The organism is Bifidobacterium sp. LH_449, assembly GCF_056356755.1.
Genome location: NZ_JBKEUV010000011.1, coordinates 52423 through 70187, shown reverse-complemented (window position 1 = coordinate 70187; position 17765 = coordinate 52423). Strand labels below are relative to the sequence as shown.

At 57.7% G+C, this 17765-nt stretch carries 17 protein-coding genes; 8 read left to right on the top strand and 9 right to left on the bottom strand.

Annotated elements, in window-relative coordinates; translation table 11 throughout:
* The first annotated feature begins 22 nt into the window (after positions 1-22).
* From AC1AX7_RS08560 to AC1AX7_RS08525, 8 genes are all read left to right on the top strand, one after another.
* On the top strand, positions 23-691 hold the full coding sequence (locus AC1AX7_RS08560; RefSeq protein ID WP_476509662.1) for a response regulator: 669 nt from the start codon (positions 23-25) through the stop codon (positions 689-691).
* Complete coding sequence (locus tag AC1AX7_RS08555) at positions 673-1893, top strand: sensor histidine kinase (RefSeq protein ID WP_476509661.1); 1221 nt, start codon at positions 673-675, stop codon at positions 1891-1893. The genes AC1AX7_RS08560 and AC1AX7_RS08555 overlap by 19 nt, the downstream gene beginning before the upstream one ends.
* A 327-nt stretch (positions 1894-2220) precedes the next feature.
* Positions 2221-2424: a lichenicidin A2 family type 2 lantibiotic gene (locus AC1AX7_RS08550; RefSeq protein ID WP_476509660.1), complete on the top strand. Its 204-nt coding sequence runs from the start codon at positions 2221-2223 to the stop codon at positions 2422-2424.
* Between the two features lie 73 nt (positions 2425-2497).
* Positions 2498-3175, top strand: a complete 678-nt coding sequence (locus tag AC1AX7_RS08545) for a hypothetical protein (protein WP_476509659.1) — start codon at positions 2498-2500, stop codon at positions 3173-3175.
* Between the two features lie 22 nt (positions 3176-3197).
* Positions 3198-6272, top strand: a complete 3075-nt coding sequence (lanM, locus tag AC1AX7_RS08540; protein ID WP_476509658.1) for a type 2 lanthipeptide synthetase LanM — start codon at positions 3198-3200, stop codon at positions 6270-6272.
* Entirely contained in the window at positions 6269-6988 is a 720-nt protein-coding gene (locus AC1AX7_RS08535; RefSeq protein ID WP_476509657.1) for a flavodoxin family protein, read from the top strand. Before lanM ends, AC1AX7_RS08535 begins: the two co-directional genes overlap by 4 nt.
* Before the next feature lie 39 nt (positions 6989-7027).
* Entirely contained in the window at positions 7028-7813 is a 786-nt protein-coding gene (locus AC1AX7_RS08530; RefSeq protein WP_476509656.1) for an ATP-binding cassette domain-containing protein, read from the top strand.
* Positions 7810-9981 carry a peptidase domain-containing ABC transporter gene (locus AC1AX7_RS08525; protein WP_476509655.1) on the top strand — a complete coding sequence of 724 codons (2172 nt, stop codon included), beginning with the start codon at positions 7810-7812 and terminating at the stop codon, positions 9979-9981. Before AC1AX7_RS08530 ends, AC1AX7_RS08525 begins: the two co-directional genes overlap by 4 nt.
* Positions 9982-10662: 681 nt before the next feature.
* Here the strand turns inward: AC1AX7_RS08525 and AC1AX7_RS08520 are convergent.
* The 9 genes from AC1AX7_RS08520 to AC1AX7_RS08480 all read right to left on the bottom strand — a co-directional run bounded on the left by AC1AX7_RS08520 (position 10663) and on the right by AC1AX7_RS08480 (position 17603).
* Positions 10663-11505: a Fic family protein gene (locus AC1AX7_RS08520; protein WP_476509654.1), complete on the bottom strand. Its 843-nt coding sequence runs from the start codon at positions 11503-11505 to the stop codon at positions 10663-10665.
* Positions 11506-11775: 270 nt separating this feature from the next.
* Positions 11776-11988 carry a hypothetical protein gene (locus AC1AX7_RS08515; protein ID WP_476509653.1) on the bottom strand — a complete coding sequence of 71 codons (213 nt, stop codon included), beginning with the start codon at positions 11986-11988 and terminating at the stop codon, positions 11776-11778.
* A gap of 34 nt (positions 11989-12022) precedes the next feature.
* Positions 12023-12232, bottom strand: coding sequence for a hypothetical protein (locus tag AC1AX7_RS08510; RefSeq protein WP_476509652.1), 210 nt, complete (start codon positions 12230-12232; stop codon positions 12023-12025).
* A gap of 26 nt (positions 12233-12258) precedes the next feature.
* Positions 12259-12474: a hypothetical protein gene (locus AC1AX7_RS08505; RefSeq protein WP_476509651.1), complete on the bottom strand. Its 216-nt coding sequence runs from the start codon at positions 12472-12474 to the stop codon at positions 12259-12261.
* The gene (locus AC1AX7_RS08500) at positions 12471-13001 is read right to left on the bottom strand and encodes an ImmA/IrrE family metallo-endopeptidase (RefSeq protein WP_476509650.1); all 531 of its coding nucleotides are present in this window, start codon (positions 12999-13001) and stop codon (positions 12471-12473) included. Before AC1AX7_RS08500 ends, AC1AX7_RS08505 begins: the two co-directional genes overlap by 4 nt.
* 327 nt (positions 13002-13328) lie before the next feature.
* A complete protein-coding gene (locus tag AC1AX7_RS08495) occupies positions 13329-14432 on the bottom strand; it encodes a helix-turn-helix domain-containing protein (RefSeq protein WP_476509649.1) in 1104 nt (367 codons plus the stop codon).
* The gene (locus AC1AX7_RS08490; protein ID WP_476509648.1) at positions 14429-15052 is read right to left on the bottom strand and encodes a hypothetical protein; all 624 of its coding nucleotides are present in this window, start codon (positions 15050-15052) and stop codon (positions 14429-14431) included. Before AC1AX7_RS08490 ends, AC1AX7_RS08495 begins: the two co-directional genes overlap by 4 nt.
* Positions 15053-15267: 215 nt before the next feature.
* Positions 15268-16215 (bottom strand): BsuBI/PstI family type II restriction endonuclease, encoded by a 948-nt coding sequence (locus AC1AX7_RS08485; protein ID WP_476509647.1) that lies wholly within the window; start codon positions 16213-16215, stop codon positions 15268-15270.
* Entirely contained in the window at positions 16197-17603 is a 1407-nt protein-coding gene (locus tag AC1AX7_RS08480; protein WP_476509646.1) for an Eco57I restriction-modification methylase domain-containing protein, read from the bottom strand. Before AC1AX7_RS08480 ends, AC1AX7_RS08485 begins: the two co-directional genes overlap by 19 nt.
* Positions 17604-17765 lie beyond the last annotated feature (162 nt).

Here is a 17765-nt window from a genome sequence, read left to right as displayed (position 1 = left end):
TGGGCTGGTAGAGTCGTTGCGTGTGGGGAACAGTGCTATTCAATTGGCGGTCGCCGATAACGACGAGGTCGTGCTGATGGGGCTCACGGCGATCGTCCGTCAACGGTTGCCGCAGGCCTGTGTCAGCTGGGTCGCCCGTTCGGGGCATGAGACCATCGAACGGGCGTTGGATCCGTTGAGCCGTGCCGGCATCCTGCTTCTGGACATGAGCCTGGAGGACATGACCGGCACGGAGGCGTGCAGGCGGATACGCGAAAGGAACGGCACGCTGCCGATCCTGGCGATGACGGCCTTCTCGCTGAACCAGTACGCGGCGACTGTGGCGGATGCGGGCGCGCAGGGCATCGTCGGCAAGGCGGATTTCGATGGTCTGTGCCGTGCGATCGCCGCGGTGGCGGATGGCGGGACGCTTCCGATACGCGTCGTCGGGGAACGGACCGTGTCGTTTGAGTCCGCGGGGAAGGCGCATGAGCGGCTGCGTGCCGTGGGTGACCTGGATTTGACGGCGCTCACCGAACGGGAACGGCAGGTCGTGGAACTGTACGCGCAGGCCTGCAAGCCGGCGGCGATCGCGTTCCGGCTGGGCATCACGCCGGGTTCGGTCAAGACCCATCTGGACCGGGCGCAGAAGCGCCTGGGGCTGTCCTCGCGCGCGGATCTGGCGGAGTTGTGGTGGCGGTGGCGGGCATGAACCGGGGGAACCGCGGCGACCGCACGTACGGGGCCGTCTTCCGGGGCGTTCGTGGCGTTCGTGGCGTTCTCCGGAACATCGCCGCATGGTCCATGGCGGACCGGGTCATCCTGTGCCTGTCGGCGGCCGCGTTGTGCGCGGCGGTTGCCGAATGGATCATGAACCCGCCGCGTACAGTGGTCGGCATCGTGGTGTCGATGCTGCTGTGCGTCGCGCTGGCGTTGCTGCCATGGCGGGGACGGGCAGCGGCATGGATGATCCTGATTGTCGTTCTTGTTGGGAATCTGACCGTTTGCATCGACGCGTCGGGACCGAGCGGCACGTGGGGACTGCTGTTGGCGATGGTGGTACTCGGTCGGCGTGCACGGATTACAGAATGCGTCGTGTCGATCGGGCTTGTCATGGTTAGCACATTCTATGCCGCGATGGCGCGGCCGGAGGTCATGGGGTATTCCGTGCCGTCCGGCATTGTGAACTTTGGCATCGGATTGCTGTGTGCCTATCTGGTCGGGGTGTCGACCCGGTACCGGGAACGACAGCGCGCGCAGCAGGAGACGCAGTACCAGCTCGAGCGGACACGGCTTCAGCTGTTGGCCTCTACATCACTTCATGACTCAATATCAGGCAATCTGGTTAGGATTCTGGTAGCTGCTGAACGCGCCAGACGGGAGCATCCCGAGGTCTGTGCGCGCTGTGGTGTGGAGAAAATCGCCGAATATGCCGCCGACGCGTTGCATGAGACCCACCGGGCCATCGACCTGATTCACGGTGACAGACCGATGAAGGAGACGGAGCCTTTCGCACTGTTGCCAACCGTCCGAGCGATTGCAACGGCGGCCGACCGTCGGCTGCGCGCACTCGGGCACGATGGTGAAAGCGTCGTGCAGGGCGAGTGTGACTGCCGTCTGAATGACCGCGGTTATGCGTTCATCGCGTTGCTCAATGAAATCTATGCCAACATCGAACGCCACTGCGATCCGGAGCGTTCCACGTACTGTGTCCGCATTCGGTTCACGCGGGACTCGGTCACACTTTCACAGACTAATGGGCTGGAGACATCTGATCGGTGGATTGAGCCTCCTGAATCCGGGCGTGGACTGATTTTGCATGTCGAACAAATCAAAAAGTTCGGCGGCACAGTCAGAAGTGGCACTACCGGGGGACGATGGCAGATATTCTGTATGCTATCGCTGCACGGTTAGACGTCATTGTCTACATAGCCAGAAAAACACAACCGGGCAGTTAAATGCCCCGGAGTATGATATCGGATGAGCTCCCGATGTTATGCAGACCGCCGCGGGAGCAAGTGGCGCAATCGTGAAAACGAGTGTACATAACAATGCAGCCAATCTATGCATGTGCGCAGGTCTTCCTTTCTTCTTATTCCATACAGCAATATTTACACATTGATGTTGATGAGTGTATTTTCGTCCCCTCAATGGGATACGAAGCTGGATTTACCGGAGTGGGAGGGAGATGTTGTTGTTCGACTTCGCTACGGAAGTCGAACAACAACTAAGGAGGTCCTTATGAGTATGAATGAGAAGTCGATCGTCGGCGAGACATTTGATGATCTGTCCGATAAGGAGATGGCCATGCTGACCGGACGCGGAGATGTACAAACCTACACTACATCCGATACGGTAATTGGCTGTTTCGTCGAGCTCAGCATCTCGGCGGTGATGACCGTATTTTACTGCTTGTCGCAGCTGACAGTGACTTGCAACAAGTAACTAATACTGCTCCCGATATCGTGTGCGGCTATCGCGATCTTGCAGAGTAGCCGCACACGCATGAAAGTCCGTAATGAAAGCTTTTCTGTTCAAGGAGTTCCGCCTGTTCACCTCGTTGAACCGGGCGGTCTGGGTCTCCCTGGCCTTTCCGACGTTCGCGGCGCTCAACCCGTTGTTCCTCCATACCGGGAACGCGTTGTTCACCGCGATGATGGACGCGCCGGCGATCGCGTTGTTCCTCGCCATCACCGTGGACTACACCACCTGGCAGGACTATCTGGACGGCGTGCCCGAGCTCATCGTGCAGTCGGGCGCGTCGTTCCGCACTTATCTGCTGTCCAAACTGTGGGTCTACGAGGCGGCGTCCACGGTCTTCCTCGTCATATCGCTGCTGGCGGCGCTGCATACCGACCGCGGCGCGCTGCCGACGCCGGGCATGCTGGCGGCGCAACTGGTCATGGCCTGCCTGATGAACTGGGCGTGGACCGCGCTGGACACGCAGCTCGCCATGTTCCTGCGCCTGCTGATGCCGGACACAGCGTTCCTGCTCACCGCCTGCATGCTGATGCTTCCGGTGTTCGTCTGCATCGCCCTGTGGGGACTGCTGCCGTTCGCCGCGGCCGTGCTGGTCTCGCTGGCCATCATTCTGTTCTGCGCGGGAGGCGCGTTCCTGCTGTCGCTCACCGTATTGCGCCGCCGGTACGCATCCACATTAGGCAATCTCGGCAAGATCGACCCACCAATCATGTAATTTATTTCGAAAAGGACCAACCATGCCGTTGTGCACGCAATTGAACCAAGCCATGACCATTGCGGAACGCTATTCACACGATTTCGACCTCGAATGTTCGCCTGCCGACAAGATGTGGCTGCAACGGTGGCGCTCCCGCCATACGGCGTTACGTGACTCAGATTTCGATGAAATGCTCATTCTGCGTCAGTACACGCCTGCTGGCTACGCGCATTGTCTGAACCGTGATGAGCCAGCCGATGACTCCCATATGCCATGGCAGCGTGATGTGATGTCGGTCTGGGCATACAACACACACTGTGATGCATTCTCAGATGCTTCAGTCGCCGATTTCATCAGCGCCTTCGCACCGTTCCTCGCCTACGGCGCAGACGAAACAACATCAATGTTCGATAACCTGCCGTATGCGTCGGATCGGCAAATCGTCATGTCAGAGTTGCTGACGACGCTGGGGAATCGGCTGCTACGCATCGGAGCCAAGACGTTGATTCTAGAGATGAACAGGGAACGTCAGGCAGGGCATCTGCAAGGAGATGACGAATTCGCCAGAAAGCACGCTTTCTGCTTGAAGCTGTGCTCACCGGCATACAGGGAGACCTTGTTCGGCAAGTATCCGGTGCTGATGCGTTTCTGTGCCCGGACGACCCTGGACTTCCTGCGTTTCTGCAGACAGCTGTTGAAACGGTTGTCGGACAATCGAACAACACTGACGGAACATTTCAACCTTTCTAAATCGTTCAAGCTGGAGCACGTCCAGCTCGATGAAGGCGATCTGCACAATCACGGCGCGTCGGTCGCCATCCTGACGATGAGCGGCAAACATGTCGTATACAAACCCAGGCCATTATCCATGCATCGGATGTTCGCCGCGTTGGCGCACCGGTGCGAGCACCAGACGGGTTTCCTGACACTGCAGGTGTCGGACGTACTGGACTGCGGTGACTACGGATTCGAAGAATTCGTCGAATCATGTGACTGCTCCACCGTTGACGAGGTGGAACGGTATTACCGCCGATACGGGCAAATCATGGGAATGGTGTGGCTGCTGAACGGCAACGACATGCACTTCGAGAACATCATTCCCCATGGTGAATATCCGCAGATCGTCGATTTCGAAACCGTGATCACCAACAAGGTGCTGTTCGAGCGGCATAATGAAGGGGCCGCCGGAATCGTGGAAGATACCATAACACATTCGTTGGCGTACAGCGCATTGCTGCCCTCCGGCATGCCCGTAAACGCCGCGGGCGAAAGCATCGATGTCAGCGCGTTGAACCCCGAGCCGCAGAAAGTGCCGGCGATGATCGCCCAAGCGGTGGACATGGATTCGGATCACGCCCATTACGAACACCGTGAGCTTCAGCTCGACAAGACTTCGCATGTACTGAACCTGAACGGCATGGCCGTGAATCCCCAGCCATACCGGGAAGCGATTCTAAAAGGGTTCAACATTGCGGTGAGCGCTCTCGCCGACATCGACATCGATGAACTGCTCGATATCATCGGAACCAATGGCCGCGTCAGAGTGCTGATCCGCCCGACCAACAGCTATGCACGGTTCCAGGATTTCATGCACCACCCCGCGGTGCTGACGGACATGCGTGATGTCGAGGCAATTCTTGAAAACCTCTATGTTTTTCCGTTTGTGAAAAAGCAGATTTTCATCAGTGAATATAATCAACTGTTGGCCGGAGATATCCCCTTATTCACTACGCAGGTATCATCGTCATCAGTCATTGGCGCGGACGGAACGGTTATAGAAAATGCCTGCCAACAATCTGCTATAGACATCATCCGTACCAGGCATGCGCATATTCGAGATGAAGCTAAGCTGCAGCGTCGCGTGATTCGCAATGCTTTGGGTATGTCTTCCTCACGGAAGCCGCTGCGCATTCCCAAGAACTGGCATGATACGGATTATGCTCATGCAGTCGCGGAGGAGCTTATGTCGGAGGCGGTCATGGACGACTCTACCGGAACTGTCGCATGGCTGTCATCCAATCGTACCGACACGCAACAATCGAGTCTGAATGTCGGTAGCAATGAACTTTATTTGGGACAGACGGGGGCCGCATTATTGTTCCAGGAGTTAGGGCAACGGATGCATGAGGAACAATATTCGTCCTTCGCCCATCGGTGCGTCGAATCCGCATTCCGTTTCCAAACGGCCAGCTCTACACAGTCGGCATTCTCCGGTGGAATTTCGCGCGGATACGGGGCCCTGCGTCTCCTCGCACATGATGACACCGGTACTCTTCGCCGGAATCTCCGTGACATCGTTCAAGCCATGCCACGGTATGCCGAAGAATACATCACGGACGATGCCACGCCCGCATCCAACCTGCACGTCGATTACGTGACGGGAGCGGCTGGTGTCATCGTTCTCCTGCAGGCCATACATGAGCTTCTATCCGACGACGCGATTCTTGATCGTGCTGATCATCTGGGACAACAGATGATTGCGGCTATTACGCCTCGATGGGATAACATCGCCGCCGACGATGATTTCGTTTTCCCCTATGGTGCCGCGCACGGCCTGGAGGGTGTTGCACTGGCGTTTTGGCATCTGTATAGTGCGACCGATGATGGCGAATACGCACGATTCTCGCATGAAGCGTGGAATCGTGCGGCCCGGCGCAGAGCGAGGCAACATACCCGTTCGCTGACCAAATGGTGCCGTGGTGATATCGGTGTGCTGTGGGTTCAGAACGAACTAGATTCCGTATCAGGCCCGAACGGAGAACCGTTCTTCAGCTGCGACGAGGAACGGCCTTTCCCGACCCGGGCGTCAGTCGATAGCTTGCTCAGCAAGGCCGTCTGGAACGACGACACGGTATGCCACGGCCGGTGCGGGGCTATCGATACGCTCATCTCCTGCCATCGCTCCACCAATGATGTCTGGTATCTTGACCGTGCCCGTAGGCTTATGAACGACATGCTGGCCGAGGCTTGTGAAGGAGGTTCTTTCAAGTTGGGGCGTATCCCTGAATTCGTGGACTTGTCATACTTCCTGGGGCCGGTGGGAATCGCCTATACGATGCTGCGCATACAAGATCCAACAGTTCCTTCGATTCTGGCGCTGGAGGTGAATCGATGACACATATCGTAGCCTACATCGGATCCCGCAATCCTCGTTCCCAAACGGTGCGTGCCGTGAGACAAACTAAAGCGGCACTCGACCGAATTCTGCCGGTGACATGGTCCATTCTAACGCCGCACGATATGACGATTCTACCTAGCGATGGTACGGCCGACGAGTTCTTCACCGGTGTTGATCATATCGCCGAATCCGGGGATGATGACTCCTCCACGATGAAACGGCTCATCGAGACATGTGATTACCTGATTCTCGGTACGCCGACCTACGGCCACAACGTGTCGGGGGATATGAAGATCCTGATGGACAGGCTTACCTACTGGACGCATCTCATACGATTGTCCAACAAACCCGGGATGGCGTTCGTCAGTGCCACCACCAACGGGTTCCTGGAAGTCGGTGTCTTGATGGAGCAGTTCATGGAGTCCTTGGGCGTGGTCATCGGCGAGACCGCCTACCACACCACGGCTGCGCCATTCGACGAAACCTCAGCCGAAAACGTGGCGTATCGCATCTCTGAGGTGATCACAAACCTGCGCACACAACCTGTGCTGACTCCGAGTGAACGACAGGAGCAGATGTTCCGCGCCTACCGGCGCATGTATCGTCGACGTGCCGACGACGACTACGAGGCCCGGTACTGGCATGAGCACGGCATGCTCGACTGCGCCACCATGCAAGAGTATTTTGCACGGGTGGCACAGCAGGAACATTGAAGGACTCCATAACAGTCATCATCAGGGAAGGACCTGTATATGAACACCGATACCATCATCGCCGTCGATCACGTGACCTTCGGCTACCGCAAGCGCCGCGCGGTGCTCGACGACGTCTCCCTCGAGGTCCCGCGGGGACAGACGATGGCCCTGCTGGGCTACAACGGCGTGGGCAAGACCACGCTGTTCAACCTCATCGTCGGGCTGCTGCGCCCGTGGAGCGGCCGGTGCGTGATCAACCAGGAGCTGGTGCCGTCGATGCGCGACGTGTTCCTGATGACCGAACGGGCCGATCTCATCAACTCGATGACCGTGCGCGACAACATCCGGTTCCGCGCCCTGCTGTTCGGCGGCGCGGGCTCCGGGGCGCGCGGCGTGGATCCTACGGCCCTCGACGATGAGCCGCTGGTACGCGCGTTCGAGCTGGGGCCGCATCTCGACAAGAAGGCGACGGACCTCTCCAGCGGGCTGCGCAAGCGCGCGGGGCTGGTGGCGGGCATGCTGTTCGATCCGCGCGTCATCCTGCTGGACGAGCCCACCAACTCGATCGACCCGATTACGCGCGACCTGTTCATCGACTATGTCAACCAGCTGCACGTCGCCGGGCGGACGGTCCTGACCGTCACGCACGACCTGGAATACTGCTGGAAGGCCGCGGAACGGGTCGTCGTCCTCGATGACCGGCACGTCGTCGAGGACGTCATGCTTGCCGACGTGCCCGACTACGGGACGTTCACCGACATCGCCACGCTGGGACGCGGACATGCCGACGTGGATTTCGGCCTGCGGCGCACCGGCGGCGAGACGTCGGAGCGGCGCGGATGATTAAACGACGCATCAGGATTCCGTTCATCGAGCAGACCGAGCACAGCGACTGCGGTCTAGCCTGCGCGGCGATGATCATCGCCGCCTTCACGGGCAACGCGTCATTGGAGGGATTGCGAACGCGATACGGCGTACCGCGTGGCGGTTATTCCATGCAACAGCTCATCCGTATTCTGCGGGATCATGATATTGAAGTCCGCGGCGTTCGCATACCGAGCGTCGAGGCAATGAGGAACATGGACCTGCCGTGCATTCTCCTGTGGGATGATCACCATTTCGTGGTGTTGGAACGGATTACGCGCAGCAGATTTCATATCCTCGATCCAGCCAAAGGAAGCCGCAGACTGTTGCCGTCGGAATGCGCGCAGCACTGCTCGGGCATCGCGTTATTGGTGTCAGGTCGGGAAACACAGGCACGTGACCGTCTGGGGCAATGGCATAGTGCCACCTGGCGAACCATGCGGGCTTTTGTGAGAAGCCAGCCATGGTCCATTGCTTCGGCGTTGGCGTTGTCGCTGTGCATCCAATGCCTGACGCTTGTGGTTCCGGTGACGACCCGCGTATTGGTCGACCGACCCTCCATCGCAGATGGCGCGGGGTATGCCGGCATGCTTGCCGGCGTGCTTCTTGGCTCGTTCGCTGCCTACTATGCGTCTACGGCACTCAACGTCATCGTATCCACCCGTCTGCAGATTCGGTTCGGACGACACTTGTTTCATGCCTATATGCAGGGAGTGCTCGAACGTGACTTCTCGTTCTTCATCAACCGTTCCAGCGGTGATTTGATATATCGTGCCAATCTCGTCATGGTCATCCAACAGGCACTGGCCTCCGGAATGATCGGTGCAATGACATCACTGCTGTTCCTGGGGGTGTATCTGATCATGATGGCCGATTTCTCGCCCTTGCTCACCTTGGTCACGTTGCTGGTGTGCGCAATCGTATTGACAGTTTCCTCGGTGTATGCGTCCCGCAACAGAAAATTGTCCGAGCATGAAGCCGCCGCACAATCCGATGTGCAGCGATCGTATATCGAGATATTCTCGGGCATTGAGACCATCAAAAGCCTGAGCTTGGAACAGCATTTTCTCGAACAATGGTCGAGCCGTCTGGAAACGCAGTTGGCAGTTCAACGTCGGCGAGGGAATCTCACCGCCGCGTTGTCGTCGCTGTCGGGAACCTTGGTGTTCATTCTGCCGCTGGTCGTCATCGGCTTGGGTACGCTACTGGTGGCCGATGGCATTGCCGGAACAGGCACCGTTGTCGGATTCATGTCGCTGGCGTCATCGTTCGCCACGCCGTTTTCGTCCATCGTCGCACTGATTGGGCAATTCGCGGCGATACGTACATACATCCGCAAGGTTACGGATCTTATCCCGGAACAGACCGACGATAGTCACGATAAAGGAGGCGTGACACGGAATCATCCAGATTCGCTTCCGAACAAAAGGCCGGTCGCCCTTGCCTTGAACGACGTCGGATACGCATATACGGCGTTCGCTCCCGCTGTGGTCGAGCATGCGACCGTGACCGTGCGTCCTGGTGAGAAAATCGCCATAGTCGGACCTACAGGGTCCGGCAAAAGTACGCTGCTCAAATTGCTCGCCGGACTCATCGCCCCCACCATCGGCGACGCGACTATAGGCAACGTACCCGCACATTGTTGCGATATGCAATGGAAAATGCATCATCTGGCATACGTGAATCAGGATTCCATGGTGTTCAATGAAACGCTGCGGGATAATATCGTGTTGCACCGCGGTTGGCTGACGGATTCGGATATTTCCAGAGCATGTCGCATTGCATGTATCGACGAGCGCATGATGAATCCCGCGGCGGGGCTCGACACCATGATCAGCGAACAGGGAATGAATCTGTCCGGTGGGCAGCGTCAGAAAATTGCCATTGCACGGGCGGTGGCGGCATCACCGTCATACCTGCTTATGGATGAACCCACCAGCGCCTTGGACAATGTAACGGAACGGCGCATCATGTCCGAGCTACTGGATTCGACGGCCGCCTGTGTTGTCGTTGCGCACAGACTGGCATCCATTCGGGAATTTGACCGCATATATGTCATGAACCAGGGACATATCGTGGAATCCGGCACCCACGAGCAACTCATGGCATTGCACGGACTTTACTCGCACCTATATGAACAGACATGATGCTGATAAGGTCCGGAATGTGTACAGATGTCGCTTTTCTCTCCCGAAAAGAGCGATGTTTTGCACACATTCAACAATGACGATGATTAACTATTGGCTAGTGTATGTCTGGCCATGTGACACGATGTTCGGCCGGGAATCGTCGCATGATTCCGCAGATCTCCCGCAAGTCGGGGCCGACAGGCCTGCTGCTCTGTATGTTCGGTCGGGGGCCGGTGCAACGAGCACCGCGGCCAGCATAGACATGCGCAACGGGCTCGTCCTAAACTGCAGGCCGGCAAGATCGTTCCGAGAATTGGACGATGCGTTCGACCGCCGGTACCTGCACCGCCTGGCGAGGTGGAGCGGCATCCGCCGATGGAATGGGCGGACCGCGGACTGATGATGCGTTACCCGCCGTGGTCTGTTCCCGTGCGAAAAGGCAGGGAGTCTCTGCCGGCCGCCTGTAGGCAGAGACTCCCTGTTCCCTCCCCTTTCGTTCTGAAGACGGCATGGCTTGTCCCCCGCTTCAGATCGGCGTATCCAAATATGTGTCGCGGACTAATGGCCCATACGGCGCGCTGGATCTTTACGATCGATTCCGGAGCCTCTGCCGTCTCTGCCACGCCGGTCAAGGTTCTCCTGCAACGTTTCACCGAACCTGTCCGACAGATCCGTCCTGCCGCGGACGGTACGGCGCGTCTACGGTTTCCGGCGCAGCCCCTCGACCAGATCGATGATCGCGCGTTCCTCATGCTGCACGCAGTCAAGGAAAATGGAACAGAACGATGCGGGATCGCCGTCCACCTGCCAGGCCTCCAAGCTGCGCGCATAGGCGCGTCCCGCATCATGTTTGATGGCCACGGGACGATATCCATGCTCAATTAGCATGAAGTTGAGCAGCTGACGGCCGGTCCGCCCGTTGCCGTCCATGAACGGATGGATGTTCTCGAACATCGCATGGAAGCCGGCGGCCTTCAGCAACGGGTGCGCGGCACTTCCGCCCAACCCGTCGATCAGGGCATGCAGGTCGTCGCGAATCTCCAACGGGTCGGCGGTCCTGACCCGGGTCGCGGTGATCCTCGCCAGATAGCCATAAGGGCGGAACGCGCCACGGGCGAACGGCTGGAGATCCAACGCGGTCACCTCGTGGATGCGACGAATCAGATCCTCGTCCAGCTTCCGCCCATTCTTAGCGTATTCGCGCACATAAGCCATACCATCCGCGACGCCGCGTGCCGCGAACACGTATCTGGCCGGCGAGTCCGAGGGGACGAACTCGCCCTCCAAAACCAGAGACGTGTCCTCCAACGTCAATGTGGACCCCTCGATGGCATTCGAGTTGTAGGTATAGCGCACCAGCCAGTCACGGTCGTAATCCGCCAACGCCATGTCCTCGATGCCGTCCAGAGGCTCCAGCGAGTGTGCTTGGTCCTTCAACATGTCGACTTGCCGGAGACATTCAGCGAATCCTGGTTCGTTCCCAAGGTCGAGTAGTTCTTTGGGAAGGGCTTGTATGCGCTGCGACAGCCCGGAGTTGACCATTGCGCCCCTCTTTTCATGTTCCGGTTGCAACAAGTTGCAACACCATATATTCAGTCATACTTCGTTATAACGGCCATTCTATGCGATTGCAGGTCCCACTGTTCTCGAGCAACGCATGATCGCGATGTCCGGTATCCATTTCGCCATGACCGCACAGGAACGTGAACAACGATAATATTCATGCAACAGACCGACACAGCCCGGCATGATTCGATGAATTGGACGCATACGGCCAGCCCATACCTACATCAACCTACCGCTGCGCCCTCGTCAGGATTTATCGGCCGTTTTCCTCAGACGACGCGCAAACCGCATCATGCGACATTTATCACGATCCGTCAGAACATCGTCAGCCACATTCATATCGACATCTGAATCATTCTCCGCATCATCAATCTGCATCCGGCTAAGCCTGGCACGCGTGGAATCTGACCAAGTTCTTTTGACTTCTGAATCAGCTTCGATCTGAGGATCGGCCAACATCGTGCCTGATCACCGCGGTGAGAGGCCAGGCCAATCAGGCCCAGAAGTCGATGCCCACCGTGCGAAGCGCCGCAAAGACAATCGCTGCGATAACCCCTACGCTTCCCACAAGCACGATGATCCAGTCGCCCCAGAAGCACGCCCAGAATGTTTTCTTGTGCTTGCTAATGAATCTATACGCCCGTTCCTCTCTTGGCATTACATGGGCATACTTCATATCGGCCACCCTGAACAGGAAACGCATGAACGGATGCCATCCCGTCAAGGATTTCACGACCACCGTGTTCGATGAGGACTTCTCATCAGAGGCATCGCCCTGCTCATGTCCTCGATAGCGACATGCCGGGTTTCCCTCTCGAGTTGCTCGCTCTGCTCATGGGAGACGCCGACCGATGGATTTTCATCGGCGTGCGCGCCGCCGAGCTTGTCGATCTCGGCATTCGTCAGATACTCGTCATTCGAATAATCGTCAGGCTTGCACATCACGCGCGTTCTTCCATGTGAGAATCGGGAGGATTCTTCTCCAGCCGTTCTTTCCTCTTGCGCGCCGCGTCAAGCGACACACCAAAGCGGGCCGCTATGTCGATAAGACTGTCGCCATTCTCAAGCATCTGCATGAACTGCCGTTCCGGCATAAGCAGCGCTCCTGCGAATTCGTCCGCATAGAACTCATGCAGATTGTATCGTTCCGGGAATCTGCCATCGGCGAACGAAAAATCGTTATCGTTGGAAACATCCACTCGTTCGATGTAGTGCCCAAGCTCATGCGCGAAAGTGAACCTGCGTCGCGTTTCGGGTTCGGAAGCCTCTGCATACGAACGTGCTGCCTCATTCGGTCTCTTGATAATCATCCCCGACAGACCATCAGGCAAGGAGGCCTTGAACGCAGTGACGCCGATCTTCCCGCTTATCTGAACGACAGGTACGGGAAGAGTGACTCCATCCCAATGGTTCGAGAGCACATCGGCCGCATGTTCTCTTGCATCTTTCCAAATCAGCTTCGACATCGTCATGCACCTCCTTACACTGTTCACTAAACAACGGAGCGTGGGCATTGCCGACCCTTCCGGTTTCCAGGCATGCGCGCCTGTACTACCGCACCGGATGCAATATCCTGCTCGTCTCACAGCTTCTCGGCCATAGCAACGTCGGCACCACCATGCGATACATCGGCGTCAACGCAGACCTCATGCGCGACGCCGTGGAGATGTTCATGCCGGCGAAAATCTTGTGGCAGCTAGCATTCGGAGAATAAGCCGCGAGCCGGTGGAAGACCAGTGAGGCCAAGACCATACCGCCCACCGATTTCGGTATTTACCGATAGGTGCCATTGGTTGACTTTACAGTCTCCAACTTTCGGTTCTCTCCGTCAGCCCGTTGTCACACCAGTCGTTCGCCAGTTCGAAGGGAATGCCAAGAAATCCCTCTAACCCAGACCTCGGCACTATGGAATGGCCTGTGCCATCCAGTCCTCCGAACGCACGGCCCAACATCTGGGCAAAGAGTATCGGATGTTCTGCTCTGACTTCCACCGGCTCGTGTTTCGTCCAATGACGCTGCGCCATGCGAACGTACAAGGACTTGTATTTGTCCCCGTCAATCACACCCAGGTCGAAGGCACGACGCACGGTCGCGGCGATGGAAATCCCCCAACCGGATTTCACATAACGGTAATCCTCCAGCATCATGCTGGAGCTGAGAACCGCTCGCGCGTCGGACTCGGGCAGAAGGAATTCACCGGCGAACTCATTGGCCTCGCGCTCCATCAGGGACACGTCCTTTGGACGGCGGTTCCGATGAAGCACCAGATGTCCCAGTTCGTGGGCGATAGTGAATCTGAGTCGGTCTCCCGGTTTGTTTTCGGGGAAATAGCCTATAAGGGTCTTGCCGGGATAGGTCACGCCATCGCTGACCGCATCGGACACGTCCACTGTCAGAGGCGCAATGACGACTCCCTTGCGCTCCGCGCTTCGTATCACATTGCTCACCGCACCCGTGGGGGGAAGCCCCAGTATGGCGCGAGTGTTGGCCGCGACACGGCGGACACCCTGTGCTTGGGGTGCCGAGGTCGGTGCAACCTCATCCAGCCACGATGCTGTTTCATCTGGCACGGCTGACATTGCCCTGACTCTGGAGATTGTGTCCGCCAGCATCTCGAATTCCGCGCAGATGCGGTTGTCGAGGTTCTTGGTGATTTTCTTCTTGCGCCGGAAGGCGAGATGCTTCCGATCCATGTCAGTCGCGTGCAACATGAAGAAGGACAGGGGAAGACTTGTCGCGTAGGCTATCTTCTCGATGCTCGATTCGGTCAGACGGGCAGCCGGATCGGCAATCAACTTCCCGATGTAGGTCGGGGTCATGCCGCAGCGTTCCGCAAGCTCCTTCTTGGTCCAACCCCGATATTGCCGCGCAAGTTCGATGCGTGCGGGGTTGAACTCGTTCATTGGACCGTCTCTTCCTTTCTTTCCTGAACAATGATATTTGAACGCGGGACCAGCAGCTCATTATCCTCATCTCCTCCGTTGAAGGACATGTCTTCAAGGTTGCCCCCCATCGGCAGAACCATGAGGGCGATACACGGGGCACCCTTCGGGAACCGTCCGGTGCCAGTTGGCTGATAGGCGGAGCAGTGGAACACCCCATTGGTCTCAGTCCAGACGAGGACGATTTCGGAGTCCTTGAGCGGCCGGGCGCCGGAAACCTCCTGATCAAGCAGGGCCGGCTGAGCCCATGCCTCCCTGCGCAGTCGATTCATGCCAGCCGGCGGTACGCTTCCCTCGAATTTGAACTCCTTGAGGAACCGGAGCTTGAGGCCGGTGTCCGTATTGCGCAGATGAAGACAGGAAGCGGAGCCCGTAATCTTCCAGTCGTCGATCGGATCATCGGCAAGCTCGGCGCGAAGCGTGGCATTGAAGCTGTCCGCGTAGAGTTTCGGATACTCGGTGTGAGAGGTGCCAAGGGTACCCATGGCGGAGAGCGAGCGGAGCCTGGCCTGCGGCAACAGCGTCGGAAGGGCGTCGTTGATCGGCGCAAGGCTCTGGCGAATCAGTTCAAGTCGTTCCAAAAGACCTCCAAGCAACAAGGCAACCGTATTTGACTTTCCGGCCGCAGTTTGATTTTGAAATCTGAGTTTGAGTTTACCGCCCAATAATTAATCTATCAATTCGAAGTGTCAACTTGCATGGCGACTCCGCCATGCAACAAACGTCGTGATGCGACCTTTTACCATTCCGCTGTACCGATTCCGGTATTCACCGGAATCGGTACGCGAAGGATGCCCTATTCCTTGTATGGCCCCATGAAACGTGAGCCGTTGAAGTGCATCATATGATCAGGAGTATCGGCGCACCATGCTTCGGTTTCCCATGCAAGTTGCGTGAGGTATCGCTGCATGGTGCGGCGGTCGGGGAAACAGGATACGAGCACGATCTTGTCCCATTGGTCAGCGAAAAGCGTGTGCAACTCGTTTTTGCGGGTCACGTCAACCGGACCGTGCGTGCTGGCGGCCTCCATGAGGAACAGCCAGCCACGTTTCGCATCCCAGGCGATGACGTCCGGCGCTTTTTCCCTCGCTTTGAGACTGACACCAAGCTCGTCCAAGAGGTTGGCGTCGATGACGCCATGCTTGTGATCGGTGTCGTCGATGAACGCCACTCGGCTGCCGGGCGCGAATCTCGGAAGCATCTCCTCGACCATCGCCTTGATGAGCACGGACTGTCCGCTTGGTGATAGTTCCAGCTTTTCTCCGGACGGCAACGAGACGGGGGTCTTGGGCATATGGCGACGTTCCTCGACCAAAGAGCGGTATGAGGCGTGGCTGGCGAGGAACCGTTCAAGAATCGGCTCGAATTCGGTTTTGCCGTGGCGACGGAACACTTCCAAGGCCTCGTCGGTCACGCGGTAGTTCCATTTCGGCGAATTGATGGGTCGGTCAGGACGGTCGGCGTTTTCCTCGACTATCTGCGCGATGACGAACTGGTGCAGCGTGAATCGCCGGATGGTTTCTCGCGTGTTCGCGGCGTATTCGACGCCGTACTGGTCGCGAATCCAGTCCATGATGGCGCGGGTCCCCATCATGGGGTTGGTGGCCTGACTCCAGTCATCCCCCGGTTTGAGCTGCAACAGCGCGAGCAGAGTCATGGCACTCCGTTCGTTCAGCTGTTCCCGGCCGATCTCGAAGTCACGCAGCGCATCGATGGTCTCTTCAATCAGCTGGCTTTTGTCCATGAAAGTATTCCTTCCACGATGTTGTCGATATCCTCCTGGCTTGTCGCGCCGTCCACCGGCTGCAAATCGGACAGCCGTGCGAGCTGCTCCGGCGACGGGCACGGCATCTGGCGCAGGTCCGTGGCATTCACCTGCGTACTGCCTGACACTTGCCGGTACCATTCATCGACAATCGTCGAAGTCAGCCAAATTGTCAGACCACGCGCCACCTTGTCATCCAATGGAACCGTGCGTCGGGACGTGCCTCGATGCACGTAATTCAGCTTGTTGTCCGCCACATACTCCGTATCGCTGTGCAGATAGGAGGCGTAAATGCGGTGCCTCTGTTCCTTCGACGAGAACCTGTTCACCAAACAGTAGCTGCCCGAAGGCAGAACGACATTACGCGCGTCCGCCTTGTCGGTGACCCATTGCTCCCTGTCGCTTTCGACCGGATGCACGGTCATCATGCCATGCTGGTTGTCCGACCAGTACAAGGGGTATCCGCCCGGCTCCTCGACTGCGGATAGCAGATCGCGGTTGCGGAACCACACGAGCTTGCCTGTGGAAACCCACATGCCCTGCTCGCATAGCGTCTTGAACCGTGAGAGACGTGGATCCTGCCGTTCGACGCGCAGAATCCGGTCCTTGCCCATGGTCAACGCTTCCAGCGGAACCTCCTCGCGCGGCTGCCGACTCAGCGGAATTGTCGGCGAGACGCTGCCATACACGGTCACGGTGCCGGCTTGAGCGCGCTTGGACACTTTCAGCAGCATGATTTCCTGAAGAATGTCCATGTCCTTGAAATGTTCTTGGCGTGACCTGTACACGGCCAACGCATCAAGGCTGCACTCATTGAGCAGCCATTTGCGGAAGTCCTTGAAGTATTCGCCGTTCATCCACGAGCGGGGAATGATGGCCACGCATTCGCCGCCATCTGTCAACGCCTGGACGGCAAGCACCATAAAAGCCGTATAGAGATTTGTGACCTTTACTCCGCCGCCGCTCGTGGCGATGGTGCGGGGAGCGATCTTCTTGTACGGCGGGTTCAGTATCACCCGGTCGAAATCGGGATCAAGAAAAACGTCAAAGACGGACTTGTTGAGTACGGTGGCGTCATCGCAAACTTGACGAAGAGAGGCCTCGGAAGCTTCAGCGAGAGCCGCGTCCTGCTCGATGGCCACGACACTGCTGCCTCTTGCCGTCCGACTGACGGTTACGGCGCTGAGGATGCCGGAGCCGGAGCCCAAATCAAGAACACGCACCGGTGAAGCCGATGGAGTGAACAGATCAGCCGCCTGCCGGGCAACGGACATGGGCGTCAAAAACTGTTCCAGCCGCTGCTGGCTCGCCGGAGAAAGCGAAGCCGCAGCCTCATTGCGAATCTGCGTGATTGTTTTGCCGCTCATTTATCTCCATGCCTAGTCTTGTCCACTTCAATCCTGTGTGTTCCCCATCTTAACTCGCTAAGGGTTGAATGCCATCAAGACGAATGGTGACCGTCCGCGCATCGGAGGACGGCCACCATCATCCATGGAAACCGTGTGGGGACTCAGTGCCGTACAATTCAT